The following is a 22707-nucleotide window of genomic DNA, read 5'->3' as shown; positions in this document are numbered from 1 at the left end:
ATGACCGACATTCAGAATAAGAACTACATCATTGCCCTCGATCAGGGTACGACCAGTTCTCGCGCCATCATTTTCGACCGTGACGCGAACGTGGTCTGCACCGCCCAGCGTGAATTCGCCCAGCATTACCCGCAAGCGGGCTGGGTCGAGCACGACCCGATGGAAATCTTCGCCACCCAAAGCGCCGTGATGGTCGAAGCCCTGGCTCAAGCCGGCCTGCATCACGACCAGGTCGCCGCCATCGGCATCACCAATCAGCGTGAAACCACGGTGGTCTGGGACAAGACCACCGGCCGCCCGATCTACAACGCGATCGTCTGGCAATGCCGTCGCAGCACCGAGATCTGCCAGCAGCTCAAGCGTGACGGTCACGAGCAGTACATCAGCGAAACGACTGGCCTGGTGACCGACCCGTATTTCTCCGGCACCAAACTGAAGTGGATCCTCGACAACGTCGAAGGCAGCCATGAACGCGCGCGCAACGGCGAGCTGCTGTTCGGCACCGTCGACAGCTGGCTGATCTGGAAATTTACTGGTGGCAAGGTGCACGTCACCGATTACACCAATGCCTCGCGCACCCTGCTGTTCAACATCCACACCCTGGAGTGGGATGCGAAGATGCTCGAGCTGCTGGACATCCCGCGTGAGATGCTGCCGCCGGTGAAGTCCTCCTCGGAAATCTACGGCCACACCAAAAGCGGTATCGCCATCGGCGGCATCGCCGGCGACCAGCAGGCCGCTCTGTTCGGCCAGATGTGCGTCGAGCCTGGCCAGGCGAAAAACACCTACGGCACCGGCTGTTTCCTGTTGATGAACACGGGTAATAAGGCCGTGAAATCCCAACACGGCATGCTGACGACCATCGCCTGCGGCCCGCGGGGCGAAGTCGCCTATGCACTGGAAGGTGCGGTGTTCAACGGCGGCTCGACCGTGCAGTGGCTGCGCGATGAGCTGAAGATCATCAACGATGCCCACGACACCGAATACTTCGCCAGCAAGGTCAAGGACAGCAACGGTGTGTACCTGGTCCCGGCCTTCACCGGACTTGGTGCCCCCTACTGGGACCCATACGCCCGTGGCGCTCTGTTCGGCCTGACACGCGGTGTACGCGTAGACCACATCATCCGTGCCGCCCTGGAGTCGATTGCCTACCAGACCCGCGACGTACTCGACGCCATGCAACAGGATTCCGGCGAGCGCCTCAAAGCGCTGCGCGTGGACGGCGGCGCGGTGGCGAACAATTTCCTCATGCAGTTCCAGGCCGACATCCTCGGCACTCAGGTTGAGCGTCCGAAAATGCGCGAGACCACAGCATTGGGCGCGGCTTACCTGGCCGGGTTGGCGTGCGGTTTCTGGGGCAGCCTTGAGGAATTGCGCGACAAGGCGGTGATCGAGCGCGAATTCGAACCGACGCTGGACGAAGTCGCCAAGGAAAAACTCTACGCCGGCTGGAAAAAAGCGGTCAGTCGCACGCGCGACTGGGAGCCACAGGAAGGCGCTGAATAAGCCAAGCTGTCTCCTGCTTCAGCATGTAACTGGCAGGGAGCAGATTCCTGCGGCATCATGGGCAAATTTTGCACGGCAGCCCAAAGGACGCCCCATGAATCTGCCTCCCCGCCAGCAGCAAATCCTCGAACTGGTTCGCGAACGCGGCTACGTCAGCATCGAGGAAATGGCCTCGCTGTTCGTCGTGACGCCCCAGACCATCCGCCGCGATATCAACCAGCTCGCGGAAGCCAATCTGCTGCGTCGCTACCACGGCGGCGCTGCCTATGACTCCAGCGTCGAAAACACCGCCTACGCCATGCGCGCCGATCAGATGCGCGATGAAAAGCAGCGCATCGGCGAAGCCGTTGCCGCGCAGATCCCCGACCACGCTTCGTTGTTCATCAATATTGGCACCACCACCGAATCGATTGCACGGGCGTTGCTCAACCACAACCACCTGAAGATCATCACCAACAATCTGCACGTAGCTTCCATGCTCAGCGCCAAGGACGATTTTGACGTTCTGCTGACCGGCGGCAATGTGCGGCGCGATGGTGGGGTGGTCGGTCAGGCCAGCGTCGATTTCATCAACCAGTTCAAGGTCGATTTCGCGCTGGTGGGCATCAGTGGTATCGATGAAGACGGCAGCCTGCTGGACTTCGACTACCAGGAAGTGCGCGTTTCACAGGCGATCATTGCCAATGCCCGTCAGGTGATCCTGGCCGCAGACTCCAGCAAATTCGGGCGCAACGCCATGATTCGCCTGGGGCCGATCAGTCTGGTCGATTGCCTGGTGACCGACCAGCAGCCGGTGCCAGCGCTGGCGCAGTTGCTGAGTCAGCACAAGGTTCGGTTGGAAGTGGTTTAGGTATTTTGTAGCCTGTTCCGGCCCCATCGCGAGCCAGCTCGCTCCTACAGGGGATTGGAGGTGTACACAAAATCTGTGTACGAATCGTTCCCTGTAGGAGCGAGCTTGCTCGCGATGATGCCGGCACCGGCAACACATCTTTCGCGCTAAAACGCGCGCCAACATGTTCGAAAATTTTCCTTTCCCCGCCTTTCGATCAGTTTTTTCAATCGAAGTTAACTGGCTGCGCGCTTCTTTATGGGCTACCATTTTCGCAAATGAACATTTATGTTCGAATATCGAAAATCAAAAAATGCCCGAGGCCATGCGATGCCCACTTCTACCTTGCCCACGCCCCCTATCGCTGAGGTCTACGACATTGCCGTCATCGGTGGCGGGATCAATGGCGTGGGGATCGCAGCAGATGCTGCCGGTCGCGGCCTTTCGGTGTTCCTTTGCGAAAAGGATGACCTGGCCAGCCACACCTCGTCGGCCAGCAGCAAGCTGATCCACGGCGGCCTGCGCTACCTCGAACATTATGAATTCCGCCTGGTGCGAGAAGCCCTCGCCGAACGCGAAGTGTTGCTGGCCAAGGCGCCGCACATCGTCAAACAGATGCGTTTCGTGCTGCCGCACCGTCCGCACCTGCGTCCGGCGTGGATGATCCGCGCCGGCCTTTTCCTTTATGACAACCTCGGCAAACGGGAAAAACTGCAAGGCTCGAACAGCCTCAAGTTTGGCCCCGACAGTCCGTTGAAAAGCGAAATCACAAAGGGTTTCGAGTACTCCGATTGCTGGGTGGACGACGCCCGCCTCGTGGTACTGAACGCCATGGCCGCTCGCGAAAAAGGCGCACACATTCACACGCAAACACGCTGCGTCAGCGCCCGTCGTACCAAGGGCCTGTGGCATCTGCATCTGGAGCGTGCCGACGGCAGCCTGTTCTCGATTCGTAGCAAGGCTTTGGTAAACGCTGCCGGCCCATGGGTCGCCAAATTCATTCGTGATGACCTGAAAATGGAATCGCCCTACGGCATCCGCCTGATTCAGGGCAGCCACCTGATCGTGCCAAAGCTGTACGAGGGCGATCATGCACACATTCTGCAGAACGAAGATCAGCGCATCGTCTTTACCATTCCCTACTTGAATGAGTTCACCCTGATCGGCACGACTGACCGCGAGTACACCGGTGACCCGGCCAAGGTGGCGATCACCGACGGTGAGACCGATTATCTGCTGCAAGTGGTCAACGCCCACTTCAAGAAGCAGATCAGCCGCGACGACATCCTGCACAGCTATTCCGGGGTGCGCCCACTGTGCAACGACGAATCCGACAACCCGTCAGCTGTCACCCGCGACTACACCCTGGCACTGTCGGGCTCGGGCGAAGAGGCGCCGTTGCTGTCAGTGTTCGGCGGCAAGCTGACCACCTACCGCAAACTGGCCGAATCGGCCCTGGCCCAACTGGCGCCGTATTTCTCGCACATCAAGCCCAGCTGGACGGCCGCCGAAACCCTGCCGGGCGGCGAAGACATGACCACCCCGCAAGCCCTCGCCTCACGGATTCGCGACCAGTACGACTGGGTGCCGACCGAAATCGCCCGTCGCTGGTCCACTGCCTACGGCAGTCGTACCTGGCGCATGCTGGAAGGCGTGCAGGATCTCGCGGACCTCGGCGAGCACATCGGTGGCGGTCTTTACACACGCGAAGTCGATTACCTGTGCAGCGAAGAGTGGGTGACCACCGCGCAGGACATCCTGTGGCGGCGCAGCAAGCTGGGCTTGTTCACCACGGCGGCTGAACAGCAGACGCTGGTGGATTACCTGAGCAAGGTGGAGCAGAGCCGTCGCAAGATCGAAGCGGCCTGATTGGCGGCCGGCTGGCCCAGAAGCCCCTGGATCGATGATTCAGGGGCTTTTTGCATTTTGTCGCACAATTCATCCCCCGCTCCCACAGGGGCGCCCAAAGGCCTGAAATCGCATTCGGTTTTCCGAACACAACCCACCGCCCTATTCGGATTCCCGGATGATCTGATATCAAAAAAACATCAGAAATATTTAATAATCCTTATAAATCAACAAACTACTACATGAGACCTGGCCTGGCACGACTCATGCTCTACACTTTTCGACGAATGCTTTGCTGCGCGCAACCGTGGAAGCCAGCAAACGCTCGAAGCTCAAAAGGGCCGATCAACCGGCTCCATAAAAAAAACAATGTCGAGGACAATTTGATGCGTATCGTTCCCCATATCCTGGGCGCAGCCATCGCTGCCGCTCTGATCAGCACTCCAGTTTTCGCCGCCGAGCTCACCGGCACCCTGAAGAAGATCAAAGAATCCGGCACGATTACCCTCGGCCACCGTGACGCTTCCATTCCTTTTTCCTACATCGTGGATGCTTCCGGCAAACCGGTCGGCTATTCCCACGACCTGCAGCTGAAAGTCGTTGATGCACTGAAAAAAGAGCTGGACCTGCCCAACCTGCAAGTCAAATACAACCTGGTGACCTCGCAAACCCGTATCCCGCTGGTGCAGAACGGCACCGTGGACCTGGAATGCGGCTCCACCACCAACAACGTCGAACGTCAGCAACAGGTTGATTTCTCCGTGGGCATCTTCGAAGTCGGCACCCGCCTGCTGTCCAAGAAAGATTCGGCCTACAAGGATTTCGACGACCTCAAAGGCAAGAACGTCGTCACCACCGCTGGCACCACGTCCGAGCGCATCCTCAAGGCCATGAACGCCGACAAGCAGATGGGTATGAACGTCATCTCCGCCAAAGACCACGGCGAGTCCTTCCAGATGCTGGAAAGCGGCCGCGCCGTCGCCTTCATGATGGACGACGTGCTGCTGGCCGGCGAAATGGCCAAGGCCAAAAAGCCTGCTGACTGGGCTGTAACCGGCACGCCGCAATCCTACGAAATCTACGGTTGCATGGTGCGCAAGGGCGACGAGCCATTCAAGAAGGTCGTGGATGACGCCATCAAGGCTACCTACGCATCGGGCGAGATCAACAAGATCTACGACAAGTGGTTCCTGCAGCCAGTCCCGCCAAAAGGCGTGAACCTGCAATTCCCGATGAGCAACGAGCTCAAGGCTTTGATCGCCACGCCAACCGATAAAGCGGCTGACGACAAGAAATCCTGATTTCTGTCTAACCTTAACTCCTGACAGGGCCATTGCCCTTTCAGGAGCTACTCCCTGCTGGCGTCAATCTGGAAACACTCGAACCGGTGGTTTGTCGAGCCGCTCGTGTGTGCCCGACCTTCAAGGTCGGGGTGGGAACGGAGCGTCCCCAAGCGGGCATTAGTACATCGATAAAATCCGAGGGGAGACCCTGATGAATTACAACTGGGACTGGGGCGTGTTCTTCAAGTCCACCGGCGTGGGCAGCGAGACGTATCTCGACTGGTTCATTTCCGGTCTGGGCTGGACCATCGCCATTGCCGTCGTGGCCTGGATCATCGCCCTGATACTGGGCTCGATCCTGGGCGTCATGCGCACCGTACCGAATCGCATCGTATCGGGCATCGCCACCTGCTACGTCGAAGTTTTCCGTAACGTGCCTCTGCTGGTACAGCTGTTCATCTGGTACTTCCTGGTGCCTGATTTGCTGCCGGCTGACCTGCAGGAATGGTACAAACAGGACCTGAACCCGACGACCTCGGCGTTCCTCAGCGTCATCGTGTGCCTGGGTCTGTTCACCGCCGCGCGGGTTTGCGAACAGGTGCGCACCGGTATCCAGGCGCTGCCCAAGGGCCAGGAAGCTGCCGCTCGCGCCATGGGTTTCAAGCTGCCGCAGATCTACTGGAACGTGCTGCTGCCCCAGGCCTACCGGATCATCATTCCGCCGCTCACGTCGGAATTTCTCAACGTCTTCAAGAACTCGTCCGTGGCATCCTTGATCGGCCTGATGGAGCTGCTCGCGCAGACCAAGCAGACCGCCGAGTTCTCGGCCAACCTGTTCGAAGCGTTCACCCTGGCCACGCTGATCTACTTCACCCTGAACATGAGCCTGATGCTGCTGATGCGCATGGTCGAGAAGAAAGTCGCCGTACCAGGCCTGATTTCCGCAGGGGGTAAGTGATGGAATTCGACTTCTCGGGCATCGTCCCGGCAATTCCAGGCCTGTGGAACGGCATGGTCATGACCCTCAAACTGATGATCATGGGTGTCATCGGCGGGCTCATCCTTGGCACCGTTCTCGCGCTGATGCGCCTGTCCCACAGCAAACTGCTGTCCAACCTGGCTGGCGCCTACGTTAACTACTTCCGTTCGATCCCGCTGCTGCTGGTCATCACCTGGTTCTACCTGGCGGTGCCATTCGTACTGCGCTGGATCACCGGCGAAGACACCCCGATCGGCGCATTCGCCTCGTGCATCGTGGCGTTCATGATGTTCGAAGCCGCCTACTTCTGTGAAATCGTGCGCGCCGGCGTGCAGTCGATTCCCAAGGGGCAGATGGGTGCCGCGCAGGCGCTGGGCATGACTTACGGCCAGATGATGCGGTTGATCATCCTGCCGCAGGCGTTCCGCAAGATGACCCCGCTGTTGCTGCAGCAAAGCATCATCCTGTTCCAGGACACCTCGTTGGTCTACGCCGTCGGCCTGGTGGATTTCCTCAATGCTTCGCGCGCCAGCGGCGACATCATCGGTCGCTCCAATGAGTTCCTGATCTTCGCAGGTCTCGTTTACTTCATCATCAGCTTTGCCGCCTCGCAGCTGGTCAAGCGTCTGCAAAAAAGGTTCGCCGTATGATCTCTATCAAGAACATCAACAAGTGGTATGGGGACTTCCAGGTGCTGACCGATTGCAGCACCGAGGTCAAGAAAGGCGAAGTGATCGTGGTGTGCGGGCCGTCAGGTTCCGGCAAGTCGACCCTGATCAAGTGCGTCAACGCCCTGGAGCCGTTCCAGAAAGGTGACATCGTGGTCGATGGGACCTCCATCGCCAACCCGAAAACCGACCTGCCAAAGTTGCGTTCACGCGTCGGCATGGTGTTCCAGCATTTCGAGCTGTTCCCGCACCTGACCATCACCGAAAACCTGACCATCGCGCAGATCAAGGTGCTGGGCCGCAGCAAGGAAGAAGCCACCAAGAAAGGCCTGCAACTGCTGGAGCGCGTCGGTCTCTCGGCGCACGCCCACAAGCATCCTGGGCAACTGTCCGGTGGCCAGCAACAGCGTGTGGCGATTGCCCGTGCGCTGGCGATGGACCCTATCGTCATGCTCTTCGACGAACCGACCTCGGCACTCGACCCGGAGATGGTCAACGAAGTGCTCGACGTGATGGTGCAATTGGCCCACGAAGGCATGACCATGATGTGTGTGACCCACGAAATGGGCTTCGCCCGCAAAGTGGCCGACCGCGTGATCTTCATGGACGCCGGCAAGATCATCGAGGACTGCCCGAAAGAGGAGTTCTTCGGTGACATCAGCCACCGTGCCGAACGCACCCAGCACTTCCTCAACAAGATCTTGCAGCACTAAAAAGCGCGCTCCCTCCCTCTCTGTAGGAGCGAGCACGCTCGCGATGGTCGTCAACGATAACGTTGGCTGCCTGATACCCCGTGGTGTCTGGTCCACCATCGCGAGCAAGCTCGCTCCTACAGGGGAAGGGGCGTGCAAGCGCTGGTTGACCCAAGGCATCTGTGATGAAATGCGACCCCACTCTTTATCGCGCCGCGCCGCCATCACTCGCCGTGAAACCCCGTCAGATCCGCCATTTGCTCCTGCCGCCGCTGATCATCGCGCTGATGATCGGACTGGGCTACCTCGGCTTCTGGCTCAGCGAACATTACGGCATCCGCAGCCTCAGCGAGAACGGCCAGCGCCAGCTTGAACTGCACGCCCGCGCCGTCGAGAGCGAGATCAGCAAATACACCTACCTGCCCAGTCTGCTGGAGCTCGAATCGAGCGTTTCCCGGCTGCTGGCCGAGCCAACGCCGGAACACCGGCAAGTCGTCAACGATTACCTCGAAGGCCTGAACCGCCGCAGCCGCAGTCGGGCCATCTATGTGATGGACACCACCGGTCGCGTCATGGCCACCAGCAACTGGCGTGACGTCGACAGTTACCTGGGTGAAGACCTCTCCTTCCGCGCCTACTTCCAGAATGCCGTTCGTGGCCAGCCTGGCCGGTTCTATGGCATCGGCAGCACCAACGGCGAGCCGGGTTACTACCTGGCCCACGGCCTGGAAGAACACGGCAAGATCATCGGCGTAGCGGTGGTCAAGGTTCGTCTCGAAGCCATGGAAGAACGCTGGCAACGGGCGCGACTGGAAGCCTTTGTCAGCGACGAGAACGGCATCATCATTCTCTCGAGCGACCCCTCGCGGCGCCTGAAATCAGTGGTGCCACTGAGCGAAGACACCAAGGAAAAACTCGCCCGAAGCCTTCAGTACTACTGGTTCCCGCTGAACGAGCTGCAACCGCTGGCCCGGGAAAAACTGGCCGAGGGCGAGGAAAAGCTGACCTTCCCCGCCAACAGCGAAGTGGAGTCCGACGACGAGGACATCAGCTACCTTTCGCAAACCCGCCAATTGAGCGACACGCCGTGGAATTTCACCTTGCTCACGCCGTTGCAGGATCTGCGTCGCCAGGCCATTAACCAGGGTATTCTGGTGGCCGTGGCGTTTGCCCTCGTGGCGTTTCTGCTAATCGCCTGGAACGAGCGGCGCAAGGTCATTGCCACCCGTCTCGCCGCCCGCGAAGCCCTGCAGGAAGCCAACAATCAGCTCGAGCGTCGGATTACCGAACGCACCTCCGATCTACGCGCCAGCAACGAACGACTCAAGGGCCAGATTCGCGAACGCCGCCATGCCGAAGAAACGCTGCGCCGCGCCCAGGATGAACTGGTGCAGGCCGGTAAACTCGCAGCCATCGGCCAGATGTCCACCAGCATCGCCCACGAACTGAACCAGCCACTGGCGGCGCTGCGGACCTTGTCCGGCAATACCGTGCGCTTCATGGAGCGTGGCCAACTGGACGTCGCGAGCACCAACCTCAAGACCATCAACGACCTGATCGACCGCATGGGGCGCATCACCGCCAGCCTGCGCTCGTTCGCCCGGCGCGGTGACGACCAAGGCCAGGCCTGCCTCGGCAAAGGCGTGGATGCGGCGTTGCAGTTGCTGGGTACCCGCGTCGAAAGCGCTCACCTGCAAGTGCATCGGCACTTTGAAGACGTACAGGTGCAGATCGACCAGACCCGCCTGGAGCAGATCCTGGTCAACCTGATCGGCAACGCCCTCGACGCCATGCTGGCCCAGCCGCTGCCGGAGCTGTGGCTGGAAGGTGAAGCGCTGGAAGGCAAATATCGCCTGCGTGTGCGCGACAACGGTCACGGCATCGACATCGATGCACGCAAGCACCTGTTCGAACCTTTTTTCACCACCAAACCCGGCGAACAGGGCCTCGGGCTTGGCCTGACCCTGTCCGCCAGCCTGGCAGCTGCCACCGGCGGGCACCTGGATGTCGAGCATCCGGCCAGTGGTGGCACCAGTTTCGTCCTCAGTTTACCGTTGGTAAGCCCTACTCCTGCCGAGCCAATATGAACAACGACCTTAGTGTGCTGATCGTCGAAGACGACCCCCATGTGCTGCTCGGCTGCCAGCAGGCGCTGAGCCTGGAGGACATTCCCTGCATCGGCGTGACCTGCGCCGAGGACGCCCTGGAGCGGGTCGGCGAAAACTTTGCCGGCATCGTCATCAGTGACATTCGCCTGCCGGGCATCGATGGCCTCGAACTGCTGACCCGCCTCAAGGCGCGTGACCGAAGCTTGCCCGTGGTACTGATTACCGGCCACGGCGACATCTCCATGGCCGTCGGCGCGATGCAAAAAGGCGCCTACGATTTCATGGAGAAGCCCTTTTCCCCGGAACGCCTGGTGGACGTGGCCCGCCGCGCCCTGGAGCAACGCAGCCTGGCACGGGAGGTGTCGTCACTGCGTCGGCAATTGGCGGAGCGCGACTCGCTCGAAGGTCGGATCATCGGCCGCTCGCCCGCCATGCAGAACCTGCGGGAGCTGATCGCCAACGTCGCCGACACCTCGGCCAACGTGCTCATCGAAGGCGAGACCGGCACCGGCAAGGAACTGGTCGCCCGTTGCCTGCATGACTTCAGTCGCCGACACACCCGGCAATTCGTCGCCTTGAACTGTGGCGGGCTGCCGGAGAACCTGTTCGAAAGCGAAATTTTCGGCCACGAAGCCAATGCCTTCACCGGCGCCGGCAAACGACGCATCGGCAAGATCGAACACGCCGATGGCGGCACGCTGTTCCTCGACGAAGTGGAAAGCATGCCGCTGCCCTTGCAGATCAAACTGCTGCGAGTATTGCAGGAGCGCACACTGGAACGCCTCGGCTCGAACCAGAGCGTAGCGGTGGATTGCCGGGTAATTGCGGCCACCAAGTGCGACCTCGACGACTTGAGCCGCGCTGGCGATTTTCGTAGCGACCTGTATTACCGCCTCAACGTGGTCACCCTGGAACTGCCACCGCTGCGCGAGCGCCGCGAAGACATCCTGCAACTGTTCGAGCATTTCCTGCAGCAGTCCTCCCTGCGCTTCGATCGCGCCGCACCGGAACTGGACAACCAGACCCTGTCGCACCTGATGAGCCACGACTGGCCAGGCAACGTGCGTGAGCTGCGCAACGTCGCCGAACGGTTCGCCCTCGGCCTGCCCGCCTTCAAGAAGGCCGGCCCCAGCGGCAGCACCCAGGGCCTGGCCTTCGCCGAGGCGGTGGAAGCCTTCGAGCGCAATCTGTTGGGCGAGGCCCTTCAACGCAGTGGCGGCAACCTGACCCAGGCCAGCCTGGAACTGGGCATGGCCAAGACCACTTTGTTCGACAAAGTGAAAAAGTACGGACTGAGCCACTGATGGACCTGATTCTCAAAGCGACCCTGGGCGCAGCGGTGGTGGTGATCCTCGCCACCCTGGCCAAGACCCGAAACTACTACATCGCGGGCCTGGTACCGCTGTTCCCGACCTTCGCGCTGATCGCACACTACATCGTCGGCAAGGGCCGTTCGGTGGACGACCTGAAGATCACCATCGTGTTTGGCATGTGGTCGATCATTCCGTACTTCATCTACCTGGCGACGTTGTACGTGATGGTCGACCGCATGCGCCTGGAAGCGTCGCTGGCGGTGGCAGCTGTGGCGTGGTTGATGGCGGCGACGTTGCTGGTCAGCGTGTGGGTTCGGGTGCACGCCTGACACAAACGCTGGCCCGCCCCTTGCATTTACCCCGAAAAACCCGCCCGGCCGGCCCTCATGATGGATGAGGCCGGTGTCTGGATGGGTCTGCCAGGGTAATCACAACCTTGAACATTCTAGATCTCGACCATAGCCTGACCACCCAGGCGCCGATCGCGCGACTGCTCGAAAGCGGTCGCGCCAGGCGTCTGGACCTGCTCGACCTCGGCCCGAAACTGCGGCTCTGGTCCAGCGAACGCACTTGGCGCCGCTTCGCCGAACGCTTGCAACAACGGCCCCGGCACATCGGCCCGGCCCCGGAAATTTTCTTCATCGGCTCCGGTGACTATCACCACTTGACCCCGGCGTTCCTGAGCGACCTGCCCGAGCCAATCAGCCTTATTCATTTCGACAATCACCCCGACTGGGTGAGGTTTGCGCCGCGCCGCCATTGCGGCTCGTGGGTCAATCAGGCCCTCAAGCTGCCGAACGTCCGCCGGATCGTCACCCTGGGCCCATGCAGCGATGACCTGCAAAACCCGCAATGCAAGGGAGGCAACCTCGGCGCGCTCAAGCGCGGTACCCTGCAATTGTTCCCCTGGCAGCATCCGCCTTCGAAGGTCTGGGGACGGATCGGCGACGGTGCCGGGCACCGGCAGCAGGAAAACATGCTGCACTGGCGCAACCTGTCGACACTGGATTGGTCACGATTCCTCGACGCCCTGATCGCCGACCTGCCGACCGCAGCGGTGTGGATCACCATCGACAAGGACGTGCTCGCCAGCGAAGACGCCGCCACCAACTGGGATCAGGGCAGCATGCGCCTGTACCATATGCTGCAGGCCCTGCGCGCGCTGGCGGCGAGCAAACGCATCCTGGGCATCGACATCTGCGGGGAATATGCCCGCCCCGCTTTCAGCAACATGTTCAAACGCTGGGAAGCCAAGACCGATCAACCTCCGGCCGAGCGCTGGAGCGAGTCCGATATCCTGCGCAACTCGAGCACCAACCAGGCTTTGATCGAACTGTTCGAGGAGCTGTTTTCATGACCTTGACGGTGATTGCACTGGTGGCCCTGTCCATTGTTCTGGACGTCATTGGCCAGCTCTTTTTCAAACTCGGCCTGGACCGGATGCCGCAGCTGGAAGGCGGTTTTCGCCTGCGGCTGTTCTGGGGCCAGGTACTCAGCGCACCGATGCTATGGGGCGGGATCGGCGCCTACTTCATCGAATTTTTCGTCTGGCTGGCCGCCCTGTCGCGAGCGCCCCTGAGCCTGCTGTTCCCCGCCGCGGCATTGGCCTATTGCGGCGTGGTGCTGGCGGGCAAGCTGGTATTGGGCGAAACCGTCAGCCGCCGGCGTTGGCTGGGGACGCTGGTGATAACGGCGGGCGTCATGCTCGTGTGTGCCGGCCATGTCTGAGGCGCGCATGATGCAACAACCCTCCAATGCCCTGCACTGGCTGCATGGGCGCCTGGGCACCCTGGTGTTGTGGGCATTGCTGATCTTGCTCGAAAGCGGCGGGCAGATCGCCTCCAAGGTCGGCGGCGACCAACTGGGACAAATGGATTTCACCCTGCAATGGCTGCAGGACATCCTCCTGACCCCCGGCGTATGGGTCGCGGTCGGCTGCTACGTCGGCGCGTTTTTCGTCTGGATGCTGATATTGCGCCGAAGCAGCCTGTCGCTGGCCTTTCCCTTGAGTTCGCTGGTATTCATCGGCGTCTTGCTGGGGTCGTGGCTGGGATTGGGTGAACAGATCAGCGCGCTGCACTGGATGGGCGTGGCGGTGATCATGGGAGGCATCGCCCTGCTGGCCGAGGGGGAGGATAACTGAGACCTGACCGCCCCCCTGCGTAGGAGCGAGCTTACTCGCGATGCAGCCCCCGATACCGCGGGCGTCCATCGCGAGCAAGCTCGCTCGTACAATTGCAATCAGGCGTCGTGATGGTTGATGAGGAAACCCAGCCCATGGGCCAGCGGGATGTCTTTAACGCCCGCCTCGCGTTGTTCCCGGGCAATTTGCCGGTGGAAGGCCTTGACCTTCGTCCAGTGCATTTTCGGCCGGTAATGGTGTTCTGCGTGATAACCGTTGTTCATCCACAATAGGTTGTAGAGCGGACTATAGGCGCTGACACCCCAGGCGATGGGCAAATCGGGGTTGCCGCCAAAATGCTCGTAGTACCCATTGAGCGATGACAGCGCCTGCCCCAGATACCAGAACGGCAGCAACACCAGCACCGCCTGCCAGTCGTACGCCGCCAGCAGCAGGTAGAACAACACCGTCACGTAGATTTCCACCTTCACCCAACGGGCATTCTGCGGGTGTTTGCGGCGCATCTCGGTGAAAATGGGTTTGGGGTCGTCACGGAAAAAACTGAGGAAGGTGTACGCCCAGGGATTCTCGGGTTGCCCGTGCTTGCCGCGCTGGTAAATCGACAGCGGGTCCACGGTTTTACCCGAGGCATCAGGCCGGTCGGAGTTGCCTCGGTGATGCCGGTTGTGGATATCGCGATAAAGCGTCTGGGAAAAGCCGATGGTCACCGACAACAGCAGGTCAAAGGCACGGTTCATCCAGGCGCGAGTGAAGTAGGCATTGTGGATCTGGTTGTGCGAAATGCTGTTGATGCTCCACGACAGGCTGACGGCATAACCCAGTGCCAGCGGCACCAAGGCCCACCACGCCAGTGCAGGAAAGGCGGCAACCAGCCACAGGACGAAGGCGAAATGGGCAAGGCCCAAGGCTATGGGAATCAGATCCCACAGCGAATGGGCAAGCAGGCGATAAGCGGGACGAGCCATGAAGAACATCCTGGAGAAGTAAGGTCGACAGGGATGTTTGCAAACGCCAGACCAATTCACCGCCCCACACAATCAGTCGAATTTGTAGGCAATCGCAGCCTGTACCTGACCCTGGTTGGCATCGCCCACAGTCTTGACGATGGTGCTGTCTGCCGCCGAGCGGGTCAGGTGTATCCAGCTGGCACTGGTCAATAGCGACCAATGGGCGGCCAGCGGGAATTCGAAGCTCTGGGTCAGGGCCACATTCTGCAAGCCGCCCGAGGCGTTGTAAGCGCGAATGCCCGAGGCCTGTGCCTCGCCGTCACTGACTCCGAAGAACGTCTGGGTGCCCTGAGCGTCGGCAAAATGCGCAGTCAGGTTGGTGCTGCCAATCACGCCAGCGCCCAGCGGGTAACCGATCTCGCCGCCCACCCGGCCGAACACTCCGCCCTGGCCGCTGCCACCGCCGACGGCCTGGCCGAGCGATGCGAACACCCGCCAGAAGTCGGCCGGGGCGTATTGCACGAACCCGCCTGCCTCGGCCATGTCCGGCACATCGCGCAGACCGCGCAACTCATGGTTCGCGGTACGCCCCGGCAGGTAATTGAGGTATGGCCCGGCGCTGAGTCCGCTGCTGTTCACGGCGTTCCAGGTCAGGCCATCGTCGGTGCTCAGGCTGACATCGCCGAAGCCCAGATCGAGGTAAGGCACAGGCCGCGTTTCGTAGCGGCTACCGGTCGGGTCATGGGGCTGATACCCCAGGCCCAGGCCCGCCTCACCGGTGATGCCGCCTGCGCGGGCGCCCCCGGCCAGGCAACTGAGCGCGATCAACAATGCTCGCATTTTGTTCGACATCACGTCATTCCTCTTCCGAACCTGCGCGCATCAATCCCCCGACAGCCCCGTTCGCGCAAGCACTCATGTTGTTTGTAGCAAGCTACAAAATTTGTAGCTGCGCCTCACCCAAACACAGCTCAGCCTCCGCCATTACTGGGTCTGGTGCACTTGGCACAGTCCCTGCTCCCTCCCCTGCCAAGCGCAGACAGCGCATCCCACAACTGCCATGACCAACAGGTAAATGCAGATGATTGACTGGCATATCGTGTGTGACTTCGACGGCACCATCACCCCCACCGACGTGATCGACAGCATCCTGGGGCGCTTCGCCGACCCCAGCTGGGAAACGATCGAAAACGAATGGCTGCAAGGCACTATCGGTTCACGGGAATGCCTCAGCCGCCAGCTTGCGCTGATCAAGGCCACGCCGGCGCAATTGCTCGAGTTCTTTGACAGCGTCGAGATCGACCCGGATTTTCCCGACTTCGTCGACCACGTGATCGGCCTGGGCGCCACCGTGGAAGTGGTAAGCGACGGCATCGAGCAGGGCATCGCGCGGATCCTGTCGCGCAACTACGTCACGCTCCTGCCGATACTCGCCAACCGCCTGCGCCAGGTAGAGCACAACCAGTGGCGCATCGATTTCCCTTATGCCAGCGATGCCTGCCGCGCCGCCTCCGGCAACTGCAAATGCAAATCCACGCCCCGGAGCAAACGCGTGTTGGTGATCGGCGATGGCCAGTCCGACATGTGCGTAGCAGCCACCGCCGACTTCGTCTTCGCCAAGGGCCGCTTGGTCGAGTACTGCGAGCGCAACGGCATCGCCCACGCACGTTTCGACCGCTTTGCCGAGCTGCCGCAATTGCTTGCCCGGTTGCCAGTGGCGCGCTCGGCCAACGCCCTTTCGTTCAACACCGACACCCTTTCTGAAACACAGGAAACCCTACACCATGTCTGATACCCGCATCGCCACCGCCGAAGACCAGATCCTCCTGGAAAAGGAAGCCAGGTACTGCTCCTATGGCGACACCGTCCACTATATCGAGCCGCCGCGCATTTTCAGTCGCTGCGAAGGCTCCTATGTCTGGGACACCGAAGACCAGGCCTACCTGGACCTGCAGATGTGGTATTCGGCGGTCAACTTCGGTTACGCCAACCCACGCCTGAACAACGCGTTGAAACAGCAGATCGACACCCTGCCGCAAATCGCCAGCCAGTACCTGCACAAGGGCAAGATCGAGCTGTCGGAAATGATCGCGGTGGACGCCAAAAAGAAATTCGGCCTGGACGGTCGCGTGCACTTCAACGTCGGAGGTTCGCAGTCAATCGAGGATTCGCTCAAGGTGGTACGCAACGCCAGCAATGGCAAAAGCCTGATGTTCGCCTTCGAAGGCGGCTACCACGGGCGTACGCTCGGTGCCTCGTCGATCACCTCCAGCTACCGCTACCGTCGCCGCTACGGTCACTTTGGCGAGCGCGCACAATTCATCCCGTTCCCCTATCACTTCCGTGGACCCAAGGGCATGACCAAGGAAGAGTACGGCAGCCACTGCGTGCAGCAATTCGCTCGCCTGTTCGAGACCGAATACAACGGTGTCTGGGACCCGAAGGTCGGCGCCAGCGAATACGCGGCGTTCTATGTCGAACCGATCCAGGGCACCGGTGGCTACGTGATCCCGCCGATGAACTTCTACAGCGAACTCAAGCACGTGCTCGACCAGCACGGTATCCTGCTGGTGGTCGATGAAATCCAGATGGGCTTCTACCGCACCGGCAAGCTGTGGTCGATCGAGCACTTCGACGTCAAGCCCGACGTGATCGTCTTCGGCAAGGCGCTGACCAACGGCCTCAACCCCCTGGGCGGCATCTGGGCCAAGGAAGAGTTGATCAACCCGAAAGTCTTCCCGCCTGGCTCGACCCACTCGACCTTCGCTTCCAACCCCCTGGGCACCGCCGTGGGCCTGGAAATGTTCAAGATGACCAGCGAAGTGGACTACGGTGCGATGGTCATGAACAAGGGCCGGTATTTCCTCGAAGGCCTGCAGGACCTGAAGAAGCGCTACCCGATCATCGGTGATGTCGATGGCCTGGGCCTCGCGCTGCGTTGCGAGATCTGCGCGCCGGATGGCTTTACACCGGACAAGGCCACCCTGGACTTCATGGTCGAGGAAGGCATGAAGGGCGACATCGAGATCGACGGCCGGCGCCTGGGTCTGATTCTCGACGTGGGTGGCTACTACAAGAACGTCATCACCCTGGCCCCATCCCTGGAAATCAGCTACCCGGAAATCGACCTGGGCATCGCCCTGCTCGACCGCCTGCTGGCACGAGCGATGAAACGATGAACGAACACGGGATCGACATGGGCGAAGGCAACGCCGGTTTCGTTCTCGGCTCGGGTGAGGTCGCGGTGCTGTTGATCCACGGCCTCACCGGCACCCCGACGGAGTTGCGTCGGGTGGCCGCGGGCCTGGCCAAGGCCGGGTGCACAGTCTACGTGCCGACCCTGGCCGGGCACTGTGGGAACAATGCCGATTTGCAGGCCACCGGCTGGCGCGACTGGTATGAGGGCGTGCGCCGCACCTTCGTCGGCATCCGCGCGCGTCACCGCAAAGTGTTCGTCGGCGGCCTGTCAATGGGGGCGGTGATGTCCATGTACGTGGCCGCCGAGCATCCCGGACAAGTCGCCGGGCTGCTGATGTATTCCACGACACTCAAGTACGACGGCTGGAGCATTCACAAGCTGGCGTTCCTGACGCCCCTGCTGATGAAAATTCCGTTCGGTGTGCACATCTGCCGCTTCGAGGAGAAACCGCCTTACGGCATCAAGAATGAACGCTTGCGCGCCATCGTCGAACGGCAGATGAAAGAGGGTGAAAGCAGCCAGGCCGGCCTGTTGACCATGGAGGGTGTGACCGTGCGCGAATTGCACCGCATGAACGCCGTAGTGAAAAAACGCATGCCGTCCATCAAGACCCCGGCGCTGGTCCTGCACTCAATCGAAGACGACATCACCAGCCGCTGGAATGCCGACTACGTGGAACGCAAGCTGGGTGGCGAAGTGGTAAAGATCCTCCTGGACGATTGCTACCACATGATCACCGTTGACCTGCAATACCGCCGCGTCGTAGAGCTGAGTGTCGACTTCATCGACCACCATCGCGCCCTTCAGCCCTCCCTACCCCAATGCATGCCAGCCCAGCCATTGCGGCAACTGGCGTGATCCAACGGCAAAACGGCAAGCCTGGCCTACTAAGGAAGCGACGTGACCACCGCGCAAATTCTGTCATCCATCGAGGCGATTGATCGCGCCGCCTGGAATGCCTGCTTTCCCGATGAGCTCGAAGACTGGGCTTATTATCGAGCCGTGGAGCAAGCCGGCATTGAAGGCTTTCAATGGCGTTACCTGGCACTGTTCGAAGAGGGTCGACTGATTGCGGCGACGGTGGCGTTCACGACGGCCTACTCCCTGGACACCACGGTGCAGGGCCCGGCCAAGCGTTTGACTGAACGGCTGCAGCGATGGTGGCCCGGATTGTTCGACGTGCATCTGTATGCGCTGGGCTCCCCGGTGGCCGAGCGATGCCATGTCGGTATCGCCCCAGACATTGTTGCGGGGCGATGGCCTTCCCTGTTCGCTCGCCTGCTGGACCTCGCTCGTGAAGATGCCAACCGCGCCGGGATCGGCCTGCTCGCGGTCAAGGATGCCTCCCAGCTCCACCCACAGTGGCTCGCGGCATGCCGTGCGGCCGGCCTGCAAGGCATGCCCGGTTTACCCGGTGCCGAGCTGCCGATCACATTTGGCTCGGTAGACGCGTACCTGGGCAGCCTTGGCAAATCCACCCGCAAGGATCTGCGCCGCATCTTGCGCAAACAGGGCCCGCGCATCGAATGGCGCCGCTCTGTACATGACCTGCTTCCGCGCATGATGCCGCTGTACGAAGCGACCCTGGCCCGCAGCGACCTGAGCTTCGAGCGCCTGCCCGACGGCTACTTCCAGCAGGTGCTGGAACACTTGGGTGAGCGGGCTGCGTGCGCGCTTTACTGGGTCGACGATGAACTGGTGGCGTTCAACCTTGTCCTGCTGGATCAACAGCGCATGATCGACAAGTTCTTCGCCCATGACCTGGATCGCACCCGCGATCACCAGCTTTACATGCGTACCTGGTTGACCAATGTCAGCTACTGTATTGAGCACGGTATGACGCTCTACGCGTGCGGTCAGGCAGGCTATGCCAGTAAGCTGCGTCTGGGTTGTTCGTTCGTCGGCAACACCCTGTTCTTCCGTCATCGCAACCCGGTGCTCGATCACTTTCTGCGCCTGGTCAAACCCTTCATCCGCCCGGACCGTACCGACCCGGCCATGGCGGCTGCGATAAGTGAGCTGCAATAAGTCAACATGACCATTAAAGACCGCCGCGCCACCACCCGACCCTTCGCCCTTTCCGGTTGGAGCCTGCAACGCAAACTGGTGTTGGCATTCTGGCTGGTCAGCGTCATTCCGACCATGATCGCTGCCGAACTCGCGGCGACAACGCTGTCGCAAATATTCGAGAGCAACGTGCGCATATGGTTGCAGGAGTCGACCAAGATCGTCGAGGACGAGATCAGCGAAATCCTGCGGGACAACGCCAGGGTCGCGCAGTTGTTCCTGCGCTACACCCGCCCGTCCACGGATCGGGTGTCGGTGCGCCACGACAAGCTCAGTACCGACATTGCCGGGGCAATGGGCATCGACGTGGTGGCACTGATACGCAACAGCGATCGCAAAGTGATGTTCAGCAACGCCGCGGACGACATCGTGCGGCAGATCAGCACGGCACCCAAGGCCGTGCTGCAGACACTGCAAGTGGGGGGCGTGGCCACCGGCACCGTGATCTCGACCTTCGAAACGGAACAGGACAACGTCGACTACAAGCTGATCATCGGCACCTACCTGGACGACAGTTTCCTGACCAGCGTTGCCGATGTGCATTCCCTGGACCTGCGCCTGTACCTGGCCAGGGGTGATGAGCTGTCGGAAATTTTTTCCACCCAGCGCTTCGAGGATCACCCGGCCAGCGTGCCCAAGGGTATCGAACAATTGCTGCGTAGCAGCAAGCAACCCATTGAACAATCCACCAGCCGCTACAGCGGCATCTACCGGCCGATTCTCAATGAAAACGGTGAGCTGCAGGGCGTGGTCTTCAGCGGCCTGCTGCGCCACTCCACCCTGGTCGGGCTGGTGAACCAAAGCAACCTGTTCATCCTGATTTTCCTGCTCAGCACAGCGGCCTCGCTGGCGGTGGGCTGGCTGGTCTCGCAGCGCCTGACCAAGCCGTTGCGTGGGCTATCCAAGGGCGTACAGGCGGTCATTGCCGGGGACTATCGCCAGCGCCTGCCCGTCAGCGGTGGCGATGAACTGGCGGAATTGAGCAGTACCTTCAACCACATGAGCGAACGCCTCGGCGAGTTGCAACACCTGGAATCGCAGTTACGGCGACGCGACCGCCTGCACGCGCTGGGCGAAGTCGCGATGGGCCTGGCCCATGAAATCCGTAACCCGCTGGGCATCATCAAGACCGCGACGCAACTGCTGCACCGGCGGGCCGACCTGCCGCAGACCGACAAACGACACCTGGAATACGTGGTCAGCGAAGTCAGTCGTATCAACGACCTGATCACCGACTTTCTCGACTTCGCCAAACCCAGCGCACCCATGCGCTCCACGCAACTGGCACGGCCACTGATGGATGAGCTGGCCGGGTTCTGCGCCCCGGAACTGGCCAGCCACAACATCGCCGTGCAGATCGACGACAGGGCCCCTGGCGCGACCCTGTATGCCGACCTTCGGCAAATCAAGCAGGCCGGCCTGAACCTGATCGTCAACGCCATCGACGCCATGCCCGAGGGCGGCCGCCTGACCCTGGGTATCAGTAGCGACCAGCACTACACTGTCATCAGCATCAGCGACACCGGCCAGGGCATCGAGGCCGACATGCTCGAACGGATGTTCACCCCGTTCGTTACGACCAAGGCCTCCGGCACCGGACTCGGACTGGCCAAGGTGTATTCGATCATGGAAAACCATGACGGGCACATCGAATGCGTCAGCGAAAAAGATGCCGGCGCCACCTTCAGCCTGTACATTCCGGCCAATAGTGAAGCATTCGACGAGGGTCGTGATGACGCATAACGTACTGGTGGTCGACGACGAGCCCAAGCTGTGCGACCTGCTGGCCTCGGCCCTGGGCCAGGGTGAGATCACGGTATTCACCGCGGGCAACGGTCTGCACGCCCTCAAGGTACTGGAGAGCGAGGACATCGACCTCGTAATCAGCGACTGGCGCATGCCCGGCATGGATGGCCCGCAACTGCTGGCGGAAATCAAGACTCGCTACCCGCAGTTACCGGTGATCGTCATGACCGCCTACAGCACGGTGAAGAATGCTGTGCAGTCAATGCGCAACGGCGCCTTCGACTACATCGCCAAACCGTTCGACATCGATGAACTGGACATCACGGTCAGCAAGGCCCTGCAATTCCGCGACATACTCAAAGACAACCAGCGCATGCGCGCCGAACTCGACGAACATCAGCAGATCGACAGCCTGGTGGGCGACAGCCCGAGTTTTCGCCGGGTGCGCCAAGCGATCGACTCGGTGCGCGAAAGCAGCGCGACCATCCTGCTGACCGGCGAAAGCGGGACCGGCAAGGAAATGGTCGCCCGGGCCATCCACAAACACGGGAGTCGCGCCGACAAACCCTTCGTCGCAGTAAACTGTGCGGCAATCCCCGATGGGCTACTGGAAAGCGAAATGTTCGGCCACCGCAAAGGCGCCTTCACCGGCGCCGTGGCGGACCGCGTCGGGCGCTTCCAGCAAGCCGACAAGGGCACCCTGTTTCTCGATGAAATCGGCGAAATGCCACTAGCTCTGCAAGCGAAAATCCTGCGTGCCTTGCAAGAGCGGATCATCGAACCGGTGGGCGACCCCCGCGAACGCAAGGTGGATGTGCGGGTTATTGCTGCCACCAATAAAAACCTGCTGGACGCCGTGGCCAACAAGGAGTTTCGCGAGGACCTGTATTACCGTCTCAACGTCTTCCCCATCCCGTTGCCAGCCCTGCGTGAAAGGGTCGAGGACATTGCCTCGCTGGCCCGGCACTTTGCCAATACCCTGGGCGCCGCCGCGGGCAAACGTTTCACTGGCTTCAGCGCAGAGGCGTTGCAGGCCATGGCCAATTATTCGTGGCCGGGCAATATCCGCGAGCTGCAAAACTGCGTGGAGCGCGCCACCATCGTTGCGTCCGGTGCGGTAATCGAAGAACACGACCTGCCGGCCTATCTGTTCGCCACACAAACGCTGGGCAACAGCGCGCCGCTTGCCGACGCCAACGGCGTGCCAGCCGACCTCGACACGGCCCTGGCGGAAGTGGAAAAGGCCTATATTCTCGCGGCGTTGCAACAGAGCAACGGCGTGCAGGCTGCCGCTGCGCAATTGATCGGGATCACCGAGCGCAGTTTCTGGTATCGCTTGAAAAAACTTGGCATTCATGTGGACAAGATCGTGCGCTGAC

Annotated in this window: 21 protein-coding genes; 19 read left to right on the top strand and 2 right to left on the bottom strand. The window is 60.9% G+C overall.

Features of this window, described 5'->3' with window-relative positions; genetic code table 11:
- The 13 genes from glpK (at position 1) to AB4N64_RS01280 (ending at position 13369) form a co-directional block, all read left to right on the top strand.
- The gene (glpK, locus tag AB4N64_RS01340) at positions 1–1506 is read left to right on the top strand and encodes a glycerol kinase GlpK (RefSeq protein ID WP_460121315.1); all 1506 of its coding nucleotides are present in this window, start codon (positions 1–3) and stop codon (positions 1504–1506) included.
- Positions 1507–1600: 94 nt separating this feature from the next.
- Entirely contained in the window at positions 1601–2356 is a 756-nt protein-coding gene (locus AB4N64_RS01335) for a DeoR/GlpR family transcriptional regulator (RefSeq protein ID WP_460121313.1), read from the top strand.
- A gap of 309 nt (positions 2357–2665) precedes the next feature.
- The gene (gene glpD, locus AB4N64_RS01330; RefSeq protein ID WP_460121311.1) at positions 2666–4204 is read left to right on the top strand and encodes a glycerol-3-phosphate dehydrogenase; all 1539 of its coding nucleotides are present in this window, start codon (positions 2666–2668) and stop codon (positions 4202–4204) included.
- Between the two features lie 365 nt (positions 4205–4569).
- On the top strand, positions 4570–5484 hold the full coding sequence (locus tag AB4N64_RS01325; protein ID WP_460121309.1) for a glutamate/aspartate ABC transporter substrate-binding protein: 915 nt from the start codon (positions 4570–4572) through the stop codon (positions 5482–5484).
- A 193-nt stretch (positions 5485–5677) separates the two neighbouring features.
- Positions 5678–6424, top strand: a complete 747-nt coding sequence (locus AB4N64_RS01320; protein ID WP_460121307.1) for an amino acid ABC transporter permease — start codon at positions 5678–5680, stop codon at positions 6422–6424.
- Positions 6424–7095, top strand: a complete 672-nt coding sequence (locus tag AB4N64_RS01315; RefSeq protein WP_460121305.1) for an amino acid ABC transporter permease — start codon at positions 6424–6426, stop codon at positions 7093–7095. The genes AB4N64_RS01320 and AB4N64_RS01315 overlap by 1 nt, the downstream gene beginning before the upstream one ends.
- Positions 7092–7826 carry an amino acid ABC transporter ATP-binding protein gene (locus tag AB4N64_RS01310; RefSeq protein WP_460121303.1) on the top strand — a complete coding sequence of 245 codons (735 nt, stop codon included), beginning with the start codon at positions 7092–7094 and terminating at the stop codon, positions 7824–7826. The genes AB4N64_RS01315 and AB4N64_RS01310 overlap by 4 nt, the downstream gene beginning before the upstream one ends.
- Positions 7827–7990: 164 nt before the next feature.
- A complete protein-coding gene (aauS, locus tag AB4N64_RS01305; RefSeq protein ID WP_460121302.1) occupies positions 7991–9892 on the top strand; it encodes a two-component sensor histidine kinase AauS in 1902 nt (633 codons plus the stop codon).
- A complete protein-coding gene (gene aauR, locus AB4N64_RS01300; RefSeq protein WP_460121300.1) occupies positions 9889–11217 on the top strand; it encodes a two-component response regulator AauR in 1329 nt (442 codons plus the stop codon). The genes aauS and aauR overlap by 4 nt, the downstream gene beginning before the upstream one ends.
- An 8-nt stretch (positions 11218–11225) precedes the next feature.
- A complete protein-coding gene (locus AB4N64_RS01295) occupies positions 11226–11555 on the top strand; it encodes a GlpM family protein (protein ID WP_460126563.1) in 330 nt (109 codons plus the stop codon).
- A 107-nt stretch (positions 11556–11662) separates the two neighbouring features.
- Entirely contained in the window at positions 11663–12583 is a 921-nt protein-coding gene (locus AB4N64_RS01290) for an arginase family protein (RefSeq protein ID WP_460121298.1), read from the top strand.
- The gene (locus tag AB4N64_RS01285; RefSeq protein ID WP_460121296.1) at positions 12580–12954 is read left to right on the top strand and encodes a DMT family transporter; all 375 of its coding nucleotides are present in this window, start codon (positions 12580–12582) and stop codon (positions 12952–12954) included. Before AB4N64_RS01290 ends, AB4N64_RS01285 begins: the two co-directional genes overlap by 4 nt.
- Positions 12955–12964: 10 nt before the next feature.
- Positions 12965–13369 (top strand): DMT family transporter, encoded by a 405-nt coding sequence (locus AB4N64_RS01280; RefSeq protein ID WP_460126562.1) that lies wholly within the window; start codon positions 12965–12967, stop codon positions 13367–13369.
- 98 nt (positions 13370–13467) lie between these two features.
- Here AB4N64_RS01280 and AB4N64_RS01275 read toward each other — a convergent pair whose 3' ends face one another.
- Both AB4N64_RS01275 and AB4N64_RS01270 read right to left on the bottom strand, forming a co-directional pair.
- Positions 13468–14334, bottom strand: a complete 867-nt coding sequence (locus AB4N64_RS01275) for a fatty acid desaturase family protein (protein ID WP_460121294.1) — start codon at positions 14332–14334, stop codon at positions 13468–13470.
- A 72-nt stretch (positions 14335–14406) separates the two neighbouring features.
- The gene (locus AB4N64_RS01270; protein ID WP_460121293.1) at positions 14407–15168 is read right to left on the bottom strand and encodes a MipA/OmpV family protein; all 762 of its coding nucleotides are present in this window, start codon (positions 15166–15168) and stop codon (positions 14407–14409) included.
- 229 nt (positions 15169–15397) lie between these two features.
- Here AB4N64_RS01270 and AB4N64_RS01265 point away from each other — a divergent pair, with 229 nt between their 5' ends.
- From AB4N64_RS01265 to AB4N64_RS01240, 6 genes are read left to right on the top strand one after another with little or no spacing between them, the layout of a single operon-like run.
- Positions 15398–16108: an HAD-IB family phosphatase gene (locus tag AB4N64_RS01265; RefSeq protein WP_460121291.1), complete on the top strand. Its 711-nt coding sequence runs from the start codon at positions 15398–15400 to the stop codon at positions 16106–16108.
- Positions 16101–17495 carry an aspartate aminotransferase family protein gene (locus AB4N64_RS01260; protein ID WP_460121290.1) on the top strand — a complete coding sequence of 465 codons (1395 nt, stop codon included), beginning with the start codon at positions 16101–16103 and terminating at the stop codon, positions 17493–17495. The genes AB4N64_RS01265 and AB4N64_RS01260 overlap by 8 nt, the downstream gene beginning before the upstream one ends.
- Positions 17492–18373 (top strand): alpha/beta hydrolase, encoded by an 882-nt coding sequence (locus AB4N64_RS01255; RefSeq protein ID WP_460121288.1) that lies wholly within the window; start codon positions 17492–17494, stop codon positions 18371–18373. The genes AB4N64_RS01260 and AB4N64_RS01255 overlap by 4 nt, the downstream gene beginning before the upstream one ends.
- A gap of 42 nt (positions 18374–18415) precedes the next feature.
- On the top strand, positions 18416–19543 hold the full coding sequence (locus tag AB4N64_RS01250; protein WP_460121286.1) for a GNAT family N-acetyltransferase: 1128 nt from the start codon (positions 18416–18418) through the stop codon (positions 19541–19543).
- 6 nt (positions 19544–19549) lie between these two features.
- Positions 19550–21325 (top strand): sensor histidine kinase, encoded by a 1776-nt coding sequence (locus AB4N64_RS01245; protein ID WP_460121284.1) that lies wholly within the window; start codon positions 19550–19552, stop codon positions 21323–21325.
- Positions 21315–22706 carry a sigma-54-dependent transcriptional regulator gene (locus AB4N64_RS01240; protein WP_460121282.1) on the top strand — a complete coding sequence of 464 codons (1392 nt, stop codon included), beginning with the start codon at positions 21315–21317 and terminating at the stop codon, positions 22704–22706. Before AB4N64_RS01245 ends, AB4N64_RS01240 begins: the two co-directional genes overlap by 11 nt.
- Position 22707: the final 1 nt, after the last annotated feature.

The organism is Pseudomonas sp. S2_C03, from assembly GCF_054668405.1.
Note: the sequence above shows the minus strand (reverse complement) of the source record. Positions and strands in the feature narration are given on the sequence as shown.